Origin of the sequence: Devosia neptuniae (assembly GCF_025452235.1) — a bacterium.
Taxonomy (GTDB): Bacteria; Pseudomonadota; Alphaproteobacteria; order Rhizobiales; family Devosiaceae; genus Devosia.
Genome location: NZ_CP104965.1, coordinates 2,986,668 through 2,998,412, shown reverse-complemented (window position 1 = coordinate 2,998,412; position 11,745 = coordinate 2,986,668). Strand labels below are relative to the sequence as shown.

The window sequence follows — 11,745 nt, the reverse complement described above, 5'->3', positions numbered from 1 at the left end:
TCCGGTTTTGGTCTTGGCGCCGCTATTTCTGTTCTACCGCACCGATGCACAGCGCAGAAGATTTATTCTTTTTCAGGCTGCAACTCGCGCGTCGCTCAGAAACATCTCGCGCACCACCCGCGCAATCGCCAGCGCAGAGGTCAGCCCCGGCGATTCAATGCCGAAGAGATTGACCAGCCCGAACAGGCCGTGCTCACCCTCCCCCGAAATGACGAAATCCGCCGCCGGCTCCCCGGGCCCCGACAGTTTCGGCCTGATCCCGGCAAAGCCCGGCCGCAATCGCTCCGGATCGATCTCCGGCCAGATGCGCTGCGCCGCCGCGTAAAATTTGCCATGCCGGTTCGGATCGACCTTGTAGTCGATGCCCGATATCCACTCGACATCGGGCCCAAAGCGGATTTGCCCGGCCAGATCGAGCGTCAAATGCGTGCCCAGCCCACCCGGCTCCGGCACCGGATAGATCAGCCGCGAAAACGGGCTCGCCCCCGAATAGCTGAAATAAACGCCCCGCGCATAATGCAGCGGCGGCACAAATGCTGCGTCCAGCCCCTCGACCACCCCAGCAACCTCATGCGCCGTCAGCCCCGCCGAATTGACCAGGAACGGCGCGACCACCACCGGCTCTTCATCACCGCCGACATGAATGGCCCACCCCTCCTTCTGGCGCGAAATCCGCGTCACTGCACTACCGGCCGCATAGATCGCCCCATGCGCCTCCGCATCGGCCAGCAGCGACTGCATGAAGGAATGTGAATCCACGATCCCCGTCGAAGGCGACAACAGCGCCTCATAGCTCCTCAGCGCGGGCTCCATCGCGGAAACCTCGGCACCACTCAGCCGCACCAGATCATCCACCCCTGCATCGACAGCGCTGCGCGCAATCTTGTCCAGTTCGCCCGTCTCATTGGCCGTATGCGCAAAAATCAGCTTGCCACATTGCCGGTGCGGCAGGTCCCGCGCCCGGCAATAGGCATAAAGCTCGTGCCGCCCCTCCACGCAGAGCGAGGCTTTGAGCGACCCCTTGGGGTAATAAATGCCGGCGTGAATGACTTCGCTATTGCGCGCGCTTGTCCAGGTGCCGAAATGGCTCTCCCCCTCGACAATCACCGTCTCGAGCCCAGCCATGGCCAGTGCCCGGCCCACGGCCAGTCCGACCACCCCTGCCCCGATGACAATGGCGCCGACCGCTTGCATGGCTCAGATCTCGATTCTGCTCGAGTCGTCGATCAGTGGCCATGCAGCGTCCTTGTCGGACAGTGTGGTCACTTCCAGCGGCCAGGAAATCCCGAGCTTCGGGTCATTGTACCGCAGCCCCCGCTCGGCCGCGGGCGTGTAATAGCCCGACACCAGATAGGTAACCTCCACGTTATCCGTCAGTGTCTGGAAGCCATGGGCAAAGCCGCGCGGCACATAGAGTTCGTGCTTGTTGTCTTCATTCAGCTCGAACGCCTCATGCTTGAGGAAACTGGCCGAACCGGGCCGCAAATCGACGATGATATCGACAATGGCCCCGCGCACGCAGCGGATCAGCTTGGCCTCGGCATTGGGCGCCAGCTGATAATGCATGCCGCGCAATGTGCCCCTGTGAGCGGACACCGACATGTTTTGCTGCACATAGTCCAGATCCATGCCCTGGGCCTTGAACTCATCCTTGCACATGGTCCGCGCGAAGAAACCGCGGCTATCCCCGCGCATCTGCAGCTCAATCAGCTTGGCATCGACCAGGCTCGTCTCATGAAAGATCATAATCGTCGTTCCAACTATGCAAAGGCCGCTTCTTGTTCCGCATAGAGCCGGTCCACTAAACGCCCCTGCGGAAACACCACGTCATCCCAGGTCAGCGGCGTATCCTTGACCACCGGCCGGGCAATCGAGCAGCCCAAGGCCAGCCCGATCGGCAGCAGCTTCTCGGCCCGGATCGGCTCGATATTCTCCGCCACGCCATAGACTTCATAGCCGCCGAAATCCGCGATGACCTCGCCGGCTACTAGGTCCTTCTTGGCCACAGCGATCACCCCCACGCTGGGTCCACCAGCCGGCGTCAGCACCGGATCACTGAACAACACAGCCCGCGCCACTGAGGTCGGCACCTCGAAATGGCAGAGATGATAGGGCGTGTAGAAACAGTAATACGGCCCGGTCCCGAGCTTGTAGAGATTGAGAAAATGCTTCTGCCGCTCGTTCTCGATGGCCCCGAGCACGAACACGCCCGGCCCCGGCCGCGCGCCGACGACATAGTCCACCAGCCCCGGCCCCGCCGGGTCGATATGCTCGTTGAATGCGGCGACGGTTTCTTCCAGCGGCTTGAGCGGCGCCGTCGGATCGCCGCCCGAAAAATCCGGCCCCAGCATGCCGCGCCGCGCCACCTTCATGCCCGTGCCATTGGCCACGATGGCCTGCTCGAAGGAAATCTTGGTGCCATCGGCAAACGACGCCACCATGGCCGGCTTCTGCCCCCACTTCTCGGCGAACGCCTTCTGCGTCGTCGGGTTGCGATAGGGATCGTGCAAACCCTTGATATTGCCCGCCAGCACCGGCTTCACCCCGAGCCCCGCGACAAACCGGATCAGGTTCATCTGCACGCCCGGCTGGTCGCCGTCGGAAAAGCTATAGATCACGCCTTTGGCGTCGGCCTTGCGTTTGAGGATCGGCCCCACGGTTCCATCCAGCTCGGCATTCATCTGGATCGCATGCTTGCCGCTCTCGATTGCCGCCAGCACCACCTGCGCCGCATGCTCGATGGAACCCGTCACCTCGACTATGGCATCGAGCCCATCCGCCTCCGCCAACGCCACCGCATCCTCGGTTACCACCGGCGTGCCGCTGGCAATCGCGGCGTTCAACTCGGCCGCACTATGCGCCACCTTTGGCGTAATCCCCGCCTGCCCGAAAGCGGCAATGGCGGGCTCGATCCGCCGGTTGGCAATGGCGCACAGCACCATGCCCTTGGTCGCCGTCAAAATCTGCAGCGCAATGCCCGCGCCCTGAAAGCCCGCTCCTACCAGCCCAACCTTGATCGGCCGTCCCTCGGACTCCCGCTTAGCCAGCGCTGTATCGACGATAATCATGCAATGTCTTCCCTAACGCGCACAAAACTAGATTGGGACGAAGCCAAAATGGAGCGCAGAAGACCGCCATTTGCAGACCCCCTCACCAAATCAGTCGGCCCAAACCTTCCACGGTGCCTTGCCGGTCGCCCAGGCCTCTTCCAGGATCTTGCGATCGCGTAGGGAATCCATGGATTGCCAATAGCCCTGATGGTGGTAGCTGCCGAGCTTGCCCTTGGCGATCATCCGGTCCATCGGCTCGCCTTCCCACACCGTCTGCGGCCCGTCGATCAGGTCGAACACTTCCGGCTCGCATACGAAGAATCCGCCATTGATCAACCCGCCATCGTGAGCGCCCTTCTCGCGGAACCCGTCCACGCGCCCGTCTTCCTGCATGCGCAGCGCGCCATAGCGCCCCGGCTGGGTCACGGCGGTCAGCGTGCAAAGATTGTTCTGCCGCTTATGCAGGTCGATGACCGCATTGACGTCGACATTGCTCACGCCATCGCCATAGGTCAGGCAGAATGTGCCATCGGAGAGATAATCCCGCGCCGCCCGCAAGCGGCCGCCGGTCATTGCGTCATCACCCGTATCGAGCACCGTGATCGTCCAGTCTTCGACGGGTTTGCCTAGCCATTTGACGTCACCGCTGCGCAGGGAAACCGTAAAATCGGTCAGCTTGGCGCGATAATTGAGGAAGTAATCGCGGATCACGTCGACCTTGTATCCACCCAGGATGACAAAGTCGGTCAGCCCGTGATGGGCATAGATCTTCATGATGTGCCAGAGGATCGGGTAGCCACCCACATCGACCATGGGCTTGGGCCGGATGGCGGTTTCCTCGCTGAGACGCGTGCCGAAACCACCCGCAAGAACTGCTACTTTCATGCCCCCACCCGCTTACTACGCAATCTTCATTCTTGTTTGCAGCCCACAAAAGAACGCACAAAACCTATCACGCCGAAGATCTGAGCTCGCCAGGCGCGGTGCCTTTTATTTTAAGGGCTATTTACACTTGAGGATAAACTAGCGCATCCGATCGCTATTGCAATACAAAACAACAGTACTTTCTGTCAGATCAATTGCATACTTATCGATTAACATGTCGAACCAAAGTCAATTTTGGAAATTTCGGCAGCTTTCCGAGCCAATCACCTATATATTGCGTGGTGTGGTCCCTGAATATTACGACCATGATCAACAGATAGAGCACCGCGCCAAATGCCACCGAAATCCCCAGCGCGATGATCTCGGGATACCCCGACAGCGTATAGCGATCGAGCGCCAGCACCGACGTCAACGTCACCGCACTTCCCGCCAGCGCCGGCAGCAGCACCACGATCACCGGCCAGGGCCGCATGCCGATCACCGGGCTGGTGACGGCGATATTGAAGATCATGCCCAGATAGCTGCGGATGGCGAGCGCAACAGTCGCCCCTACCAGCCCGAACAGCGGCACGCAAACCAGCAAGGTTACAAAGGTCGTGGCCGCCGCCACCGCGTTCAGGCCAAAAATCAGCTTGGTATCATGGTTGGCCGACAGCGCCGATTGCAGCATAGCCCCAAGCAGCAAGGGCGGACTTGCCATGCACAAGACCTGCATGATCACCGCCGAACTACGCCATTGCTCGCCAAAGATCAGCACCACGAATGGCCGCGCCACACTGGCCGCGCCGAAAAACAGCGGGAATGTCAGCATGGATATGACGGCCAGCGAATTGATCACACTCTCCCCAAGCCGCCCTGTATGGGCGCGTTGGGCATAGGCCGATAGCGAGGTCGATCGCACCGGATTGATGGTCAATTGCACCAGCGCGTCGAAGCCGCGCGAACCGACCCGAAATACCGCCACGGGCACCGGCCCCAGCGCTAGGCCCAGCATCAGGTCGGGCAGTCGCTCCGACAGCAATTTCAGCAGCGCCGCCCCGACCAGCCCCACGGAATGGCCGATCACGCTCCATAGTCCCTCCACACTGCCCCAGGTGGTGGGCACCCATCGGGCGGCCACCAGGGTAAAGACTGTCGTCAGCAACGAGCTGCAGATCCGCTGGGCAACCAGCGCCCAGATGCCCCAGCCCGTCAGCGCCATGGCCACACCCAATATGCCGGACAGGACATTGGCGCCTACGCCGCGGCGGGCCAGCGTCTTAAAATCCAGATCGCGCCGCAGCCTGGCCTCCGGCACCACGCGAACACTATCGATAATGAAGCAGGACGAGAGCACCGCCAACACCACCACGGTGCCCTGTGCGAAGTAGATATCGACCAGCGGCCCGACAATGCCGACAACCAGGAGCGCCGTAATTGCAGCTGCTGCAAGGTTCAGCCAGAAGCACATCATGGCAAAGCCATCGCTCCATACCTTTTGCCGCACGATAAGATCGGGAACCCCCGCATAGACGAAGATCTTGCCCATCTCGACAAAGATCAACGCCACGGCCATGACGCCGATTACCCGTGGCTCGACGACCCGAACCACCAGGGCAAAAACCAGAAAGCTGACCAGGTTGTTGCCGACACTCCCCAGTGTCGACCACGCCACGCCTCGGCGAAATTTCCCGGCATAGCTCATCGATGATGCAGAAATTGAGCTGATCGACACCCGCGGATCAGCGAGATCAAGAGCATCCGAGCTCGATCGGAAAAGGGAAACACAGCAAATACCTGCGCACTGAACAAAGAAGCCGCGTTTTATTTATGATGAATGCATAACTGAAGTTAACCTACAATACAGAATCATCACGAGCCAAATTCTTGCCAGTTACGAGCCTGCCGAAGAAAAAATGAACCAGAAGGACAAATATTGAGACAAACAATGTTGATTTCATGCAACACAATTGCGCGTGTTCAGGAAATTTTCCTAAGTACATCAACGGCATGACGAAGTGTTCACATTGCGCTCCCCCTATTGCCAGGATTCAAGCCTCATGCGATCATTAACAGACTATTAATGCCACCGCAGCGGCGGGCGCATGGCGGGTTCGTGAGGGTGAAGACTATGTCGTTCGACAGTAGCAATCCGCATCTGCTGCAAGACTATTCCGCTTCTGCAAATAATAATGACGTGCCTGCACTTCCCTATCCTCAGATTTCCGCGCGCCTGAGCGAGCGGTCTGCCAATGGCTTGCGCTCGTTTTGGACAGGCAAGTATCCGGCTGACCTGACGATGACGTCGCGCCGCCAGCTTGAGCTGACGCTCAAGCGCGCATTCGACATTGTTGTGTCCCTGCTGGCTCTCGCCTTCCTCCTGCCCCTGCTGCTGATGGTAACGCTGGCCATTCGTTTGTCCGATCCCGGGCCGGCATTGTTCCGCCAGCCACGCGTGGGCCAGGGCGGCCGCATCTTCACGATTTTCAAGTTCCGTTCCATGTATATGGAGCGCTGCAATACCGATGGTGTCGACCAGACCGTGGCCGAAGACGAGCGCATCATGCCGCTTGGCCGCTTCCTGCGCCGCACCAGCATTGACGAGCTTCCCCAATTGCTCAACGTGCTGCGGGGCGACATGTCCCTGGTGGGGCCACGCCCCCATGTCGAGGGGCAACTGGCCGCCGGCCTGCCCTACGAGCATCTGGTGCCCTATTACAGCTATCGCCGCCACATGCGTCCGGGCCTCACCGGCTGGGCGCAGGCCAATGGCTATCGCGGCCCCACCTCGCAAAGCGAGCAGGCCATTGGCCGGATCGATCACGACGTCGCCTATATCCAGAATTTCTCGCTGCTGCTGGATTTGCGCATCATCCTGATCACCATGCACCGCGAATTCCTGCGCGGCACGGGCTCCTGAGCCCGCTGCGATCTCGTCCGGGCGCGATCTGCCGCGCTCGGTTAGGCCGCATGGCCTCCCAGTCCTGAAGCAGGTGTCGCCGCCATGACACTGGCCGCCCGCAACGGACAATTCGCCTCTCCTTTGGCTATTGAAGCAATCGGCTCAATGCCGCAGATTGCGCGCCAAACGAACCGCGAGAAGATTGATGATGATAAGCCCGACTTCCCGGCAGCGCCTCGGCGCCGTGGCCGCAGCCTGCCTGCTGAGCGTGGCCCTGCCCGCTGGCACCGCCTGGGCGCAGAAGGTCAAGACCCCAGCCCCGGCTCCCGCGCCCGTCACCGAATTTACCGTGGAAATCCCCACCGTGGACGCCATCGATTCCAATCTCGATGAAGCCATTCTGCGCGACATTTTCAGCGGCAATGTCACCGATCACGCCGAGGAACTGGCGGGCCTGAGCGCCACCAGCATCACCATTCCCGAAATCCTGGTCAACGTCACCACCACTATTGGCGAAGAAACCAACGACACGGTCATCACCTTCACCGATCTGGTGCTGAGCGACGTCGCGGACGGCGTTGCCGGCTCGGTCAAGCTGGCCGAATCCGGCTTTGACAGCGGCGACAAGGGTTCGGCCGATATGGGCCCCTTCTCCGCCAGCAATTTCAATATCTCAGGCGTCCTGGGCATGTATGGCCTGGTCGACGCTGCCGACCAGACGGAACTGGAGACCATCTATACCGATCTCAAATTCGAGGGCGGTACTGTCGCGGCGTCCGATATGTCCTGCACGTTCGGCCCGATGACGGCGGCCGAATTCAAGGCGCGCCCGTTGAATTTCAGCTTTGCCGATTTCATCGCCCTCAGTGAAGCCGCGGAAAACGAGGGCGAAACACCCTCGCCCGAGACCATCGGCAAGCTGATGCATCTTTATGCCGATATGTTCACCGCCTTTGAATCCTCGCCGGTGGAATTCGGTGGCTTCGAGTGCAGCGGCGTCGATGAGCAGGATCGCCCCATAAACTTCTCGCTCGACAGCATGACCATGGCCGGCATGAGCCCCGGCATCTATCCGGCGATCACCCTGAGCGGGCTGGACATCACCGTCGAGGGCGACGGCAAGGTCGGCGTGGGCACCATCGCGATCAAGGAAACCGATCTCAGCGGCCCCATCGCCGTGGTGCAGGCCGCGCCCGAAACCATCGATCAGGCCTGGCTTGAAGCCAATGGCCGCTCACTGATCCCCGCCTTCACCGGCTTCTCCTTTGCCGATGTCGATGTGGACGTGCCCGATCCGGAAAATGCCGATGGCCGCATCGCCGCCAGCATCGGCGCCTTCGATCTCACACTGGGCGCCTATCGCAATGGCATCCCCACCGATTTGCTCACCTCGGCCAGCAATATCGTCGTCGATCTGCCCAAGGACAGCGACGATGAGCAGATCCGCCAATTGGCCGAGCTGGGCGTCACCACGATAGACGCCGGCTTCACTGTCGACGCGTCATGGAACGAGGCCGAAAACACGATCGACATTGACGAGGTCTCGATTACCGGCGCCGATCTGGCCACGGTCCTGCTCACCGGCACCCTGACCAACGCCACCGAAGCCCTGTTCGGCCTCAACGAAAATGCGGCCATGACGGCGGCCATGGCCCTGGCCATCAATCACCTGCGGGTCGACGTGACCGATGCCGGCCTCTCCGACATCATCCTCGCCACCGTCGCCAAGGAACAAGGCACCGACCCCGCCGCCATGCGTCCGATCTTTGCCGGGCTGGCCGAAGGCACCGTAGTCGGCTTCCTCGCCGGCGCCGCCGAGGCCCAGAAAGTCGGCGCCGCCATCAACAGCTTCGTCAGCGGCAAGGCCAAGCAGCTCACCATCGACATGACCGCCAAGGCCGACCCGGGCCTGGGCCTGTTCGACTTCATAGCCGCCGAAGACGACCCCGCCTCCCTCATCGGCAAGGTCAACATCGAAGCCGTCGCCAAATAAAAACAAAAAGGCCGCTCCCCAGGGAGCGGCCTTTTTTCCGTGACACCCAAAAGCTCTACCGCACCTGCTCCGCCGCCGCCTTCATTCCCCAATCCAGCAGCCCCCGCGCCACCTCGGCCGTGCTCCCCTCCACATAACACCGCAGCTCCGGCGCATTCCCCGACGCCCGGAAATGCACCATGTCACCTGCCAGCGTGCGGAACTGTAGGCCATCGATCGTGGACAGGCTCGCAATCCCATGCGGCGCAAAAAAAGCTTCGGCAAAAGCGCGATCCTCACCCAGCCGCCGCAAGAACGCCGCGCTTTTCTCCGCCGGCACATCCTGCAGCCGATCCGCCAGCGCATATTGCAGCGGCAGCTCCGCCACGATCGCGTCCACCCCAACGCCCCGCCGCGCCGCCAGCCCCAGCGCACACAGCAGCGGCAACACCGCATCCCGCGTCGGCAGCGGGTCGAGCCCTGCAATTCCATTGCCGACAAACGTGCCGCCATTGGCCTCAAAGCCAACCACGCTATCAGCCGTTTCCATCGTCTCGATCACATAGGGCGAGCCCACCCTGGTCCGCAGCACCGTCTCGAAAAACCCCGTCCGTTCCAGCGCCGAATTGGACGTCACCGGCGTCACCACCGTCCCTGCCCCGAGCAATTGCGCCGCCAGCAGCCCCAGCACGTCACCGCGCACAAACTCACCCCTGCCATCCATCAGCAGCGGCCGATCCCCATCGCCATCCGAGGACACGATCGCATCGAGCTTTTCGCTCTCGATCCACCCCTTGAGCGGGCCAAACACCGCATCGCCAAACGCCTCGGTATCGACCGCGACGAATTCCTCCGTGCGCCCCAGGCTTACCACCTCGGCGCCCGCCTGCCGCATGACCTGCCCCAACACATCCCGCGCCACGCTGGAATGCTCAAACACCCCAACCCGCAGCCCCGTCAGCGCCCCCTCCGGCAACAGCCCGGCATAGCGCGCGACATAGCGCTCCACGACGAGATCAAATTCATCGCGCATCCCCGCCGCGCTATCCGGCACGACCTCATCCCGCAACGCCGCAACAATCCCGGCTTCATCCGCCTTGCTGATTTCCCCGCCCGGCACATAGAATTTCAGCCCGTTCCGGTCCGAGGGAATATGGCTGCCGGTAATCATGATGGCGCAACAACCCGCCGCCATTGCATGCAGCGCCAGTGCCGGCGTCGGCACTTCGCCGCAATCCACCGCCTCAAGCCCGAACAGCCCGATCGCCGCCGCGCAATCCTTGGCAATAGCGGGGCTCGAAGGCCGGAAGTCCCGCCCGATAAACACCTTGCCGCCGCCCAGCTGGCCCAGTGCCCCAGCATGCCGCAAAAACGCCGCCACATAACGCCGCGCCGCTTGCCCCTCCAGTTCCACCGCCAGACCACGCAGGCCGCTCGTCCCAAATTTCAGGCTGAAAATAGTCAAATCGCTTCTCTCAATTCACGCCGTAATAATGCCGGTACCACTCGACAAACCGCGCCACACCCACCTCGATAGGCGTCTCCGGCAGCACCCCAATCAATTCATGCAATAGCGCCGTGTCCGACTGCGTCGCCACCACATCGCCCTGCTGCATCGGCAGCATATTGTGCTTGGCCTTGCGCCCCATGGCGTTCTCGACCGCTGCGACAAACGCCATCAATTCACTCGGCTTGCCCCCCGCGATATTGACCACCCGATAGGGCGCCACCGCCGAAAGACTGTCCCCCTTCACCGGTTGCCCCTTCACCGGCGGCGCCCCCGCCAGCCGCACCAGCGCATCCACCAGATCATCGACATAGGTGAAGTCGCGCCGCATCTTGCCTTCGCCATAAATGTCGATAGCCCTGTCCTGTTGCATCGCCGAAACGAATTTGAACAGCGCCATGTCCGGCCGGCCCCACGGCCCATAAACCGTGAAAAACCGCACGCTGGTCGCCGCAATGCCCCATAGATGCGAATAGGAATGCACCATGGCCTCGCCCGATTTCTTGGTCGCGGCATAAAGCGATACCGGGCTATCGGCCCGGTCGGTCTCGGCAAAGGGTATCTTGGTATTGCCGCCATAGACCGAGCTGGTCGAGGCAAAAATCAGATGCTCCGGCGGCGTCTCCCGCGCCGCCTCGAGCAGGTTCGACGTCCCCACCAGATTCGACTGCACATAGCTTTGCGGATGCTCGATGCTGTAGCGCACCCCCGCCTGCGCCCCCAGATGAAACACCCATTGCGCCCCGCTTTCGGCCAGCGCCTGCTTCAGCCGCGCCCCATCCTCCAGCATGGCCTCGACAAAGGTGAAATTGGGCTGCTCCGCCAATAGCGCCAGCCGCGCCCGCTTCAGACTCACATCGTAATAATCGGTCACCCCGTCATAGCCGGTGACGACATGCCCATCGGCCAGCAGCCGCTGCGCCAGGTGAAACCCGATAAACCCCGCATTTCCCGTCACGAAGATACGCTTAGGCTCCATCGAGGTCCGGCCTTCTGTTTCTGAGGGATTTAGTGCTCGAGCGGATGGCCTTGCCCTCCAGCCGCCGCTGTTTGGATGCAAATGTCGGCCGCGTCGCCACCCGCGCCTTGGGCACATGCGCCCCCGCCACCAGCAGATCCACCAGCCGCTGCTGCGCATCCGCCCGGTTCATCGGCTGGTCGCGATAGGCATTGGCGGTGATGACGATAATGCCATCCTTGGTCAGCCTCTTGCCGGCCAGCACAGCGACCCGCCGCTTCATCGCCTCGGGAATATTGGGCGACGCCATCAGGTTGAACCGCAGCTGCACCGCGCTCGACACCTTGTTGACATTCTGCCCGCCCGGCCCTGCCGAGCGCACAAAAGTCTCCTCGATTTCCGAGGGATCGATGCTCACAGTGCGGGTGATGACGATGGGATCAGGCATTGTCTCAACTCTACCGCAAGAGCGTCCTGCTGCGAACGCCCACA

The 11,745-nt window shown here is 61.5% G+C and carries 10 protein-coding genes; 2 read left to right on the top strand and 8 right to left on the bottom strand.

Annotation, left to right across the window (positions count from 1 at the left end):
• Nucleotides 1-72: 72 nt before the first annotated feature.
• The 5 genes from N8A98_RS17530 to N8A98_RS17510 form a co-directional block, all read right to left on the bottom strand.
• Nucleotides 73-1,194 (bottom strand): NAD(P)/FAD-dependent oxidoreductase, encoded by a 1,122-nt coding sequence (locus N8A98_RS17530; RefSeq protein ID WP_262167222.1) that lies wholly within the window; start codon nucleotides 1,192-1,194, stop codon nucleotides 73-75.
• Nucleotides 1,195-1,197: 3 nt separating this feature from the next.
• The gene (rfbC, locus tag N8A98_RS17525) at nucleotides 1,198-1,746 is read right to left on the bottom strand and encodes a dTDP-4-dehydrorhamnose 3,5-epimerase (RefSeq protein WP_262167220.1); all 549 of its coding nucleotides are present in this window, start codon (nucleotides 1,744-1,746) and stop codon (nucleotides 1,198-1,200) included.
• Between the two features lie 14 nt (nucleotides 1,747-1,760).
• Nucleotides 1,761-3,068: an NAD(P)H-dependent oxidoreductase gene (locus tag N8A98_RS17520; RefSeq protein ID WP_262167218.1), complete on the bottom strand. Its 1,308-nt coding sequence runs from the start codon at nucleotides 3,066-3,068 to the stop codon at nucleotides 1,761-1,763.
• A 90-nt stretch (nucleotides 3,069-3,158) separates the two neighbouring features.
• Nucleotides 3,159-3,935, bottom strand: a complete 777-nt coding sequence (rfbF, locus tag N8A98_RS17515) for a glucose-1-phosphate cytidylyltransferase (protein WP_262167216.1) — start codon at nucleotides 3,933-3,935, stop codon at nucleotides 3,159-3,161.
• A 202-nt stretch (nucleotides 3,936-4,137) separates the two neighbouring features.
• Nucleotides 4,138-5,589 carry an oligosaccharide flippase family protein gene (locus tag N8A98_RS17510; RefSeq protein WP_262167214.1) on the bottom strand — a complete coding sequence of 484 codons (1,452 nt, stop codon included), beginning with the start codon at nucleotides 5,587-5,589 and terminating at the stop codon, nucleotides 4,138-4,140.
• A 456-nt stretch (nucleotides 5,590-6,045) separates the two neighbouring features.
• Between N8A98_RS17510 and N8A98_RS17505 the strand changes: the two genes are divergently transcribed.
• On the top strand, nucleotides 6,046-6,834 hold the full coding sequence (locus tag N8A98_RS17505; RefSeq protein WP_262167212.1) for a sugar transferase: 789 nt from the start codon (nucleotides 6,046-6,048) through the stop codon (nucleotides 6,832-6,834).
• A 187-nt stretch (nucleotides 6,835-7,021) separates the two neighbouring features.
• Nucleotides 7,022-8,809 carry an aq_1923 C-terminal domain gene (locus tag N8A98_RS17500; RefSeq protein ID WP_262167210.1) on the top strand — a complete coding sequence of 596 codons (1,788 nt, stop codon included), beginning with the start codon at nucleotides 7,022-7,024 and terminating at the stop codon, nucleotides 8,807-8,809.
• Nucleotides 8,810-8,864: 55 nt separating this feature from the next.
• Here N8A98_RS17500 and N8A98_RS17495 read toward each other — a convergent pair whose 3' ends face one another.
• From N8A98_RS17495 to arfB, 3 genes are read right to left on the bottom strand one after another with little or no spacing between them, the layout of a single operon-like run.
• Nucleotides 8,865-10,247, bottom strand: coding sequence for a phosphohexomutase domain-containing protein (locus tag N8A98_RS17495; protein ID WP_262172052.1), 1,383 nt, complete (start codon nucleotides 10,245-10,247; stop codon nucleotides 8,865-8,867).
• 16 nt (nucleotides 10,248-10,263) lie between these two features.
• Nucleotides 10,264-11,274 carry an NAD-dependent epimerase/dehydratase family protein gene (locus N8A98_RS17490; protein ID WP_262167208.1) on the bottom strand — a complete coding sequence of 337 codons (1,011 nt, stop codon included), beginning with the start codon at nucleotides 11,272-11,274 and terminating at the stop codon, nucleotides 10,264-10,266.
• Nucleotides 11,264-11,701, bottom strand: a complete 438-nt coding sequence (gene arfB / locus N8A98_RS17485) for an alternative ribosome rescue aminoacyl-tRNA hydrolase ArfB (RefSeq protein WP_262167206.1) — start codon at nucleotides 11,699-11,701, stop codon at nucleotides 11,264-11,266. The genes N8A98_RS17490 and arfB overlap by 11 nt, the downstream gene beginning before the upstream one ends.
• Nucleotides 11,702-11,745 lie beyond the last annotated feature (44 nt).

Bases quoted from the DNA above. Each gene is read 5' to 3' on its own strand.
- rfbF (WP_262167216.1), bottom strand. From the start codon at position 3,935: ATGAAAGTAGCAGTTCTTGCGGGTGGTTTCGGCACGCGTCTCAGCGAG.
- arfB (WP_262167206.1), bottom strand. From the start codon at position 11,701: ATGCCTGATCCCATCGTCATCACCCGCACTGTGAGCATCGATCCCTCG.
- N8A98_RS17530 (WP_262167222.1), bottom strand. From the start codon at position 1,194: ATGCAAGCGGTCGGCGCCATTGTCATCGGGGCAGGGGTGGTCGGACTG.
- N8A98_RS17520 (WP_262167218.1), bottom strand. From the start codon at position 3,068: ATGATTATCGTCGATACAGCGCTGGCTAAGCGGGAGTCCGAGGGACGG.
- N8A98_RS17500 (WP_262167210.1), top strand. From the start codon at position 7,022: ATGATGATAAGCCCGACTTCCCGGCAGCGCCTCGGCGCCGTGGCCGCA.
- rfbC (WP_262167220.1), bottom strand. From the start codon at position 1,746: ATGATCTTTCATGAGACGAGCCTGGTCGATGCCAAGCTGATTGAGCTG.
- N8A98_RS17505 (WP_262167212.1), top strand. From the start codon at position 6,046: ATGTCGTTCGACAGTAGCAATCCGCATCTGCTGCAAGACTATTCCGCT.
- N8A98_RS17490 (WP_262167208.1), bottom strand. From the start codon at position 11,274: ATGGAGCCTAAGCGTATCTTCGTGACGGGAAATGCGGGGTTTATCGGG.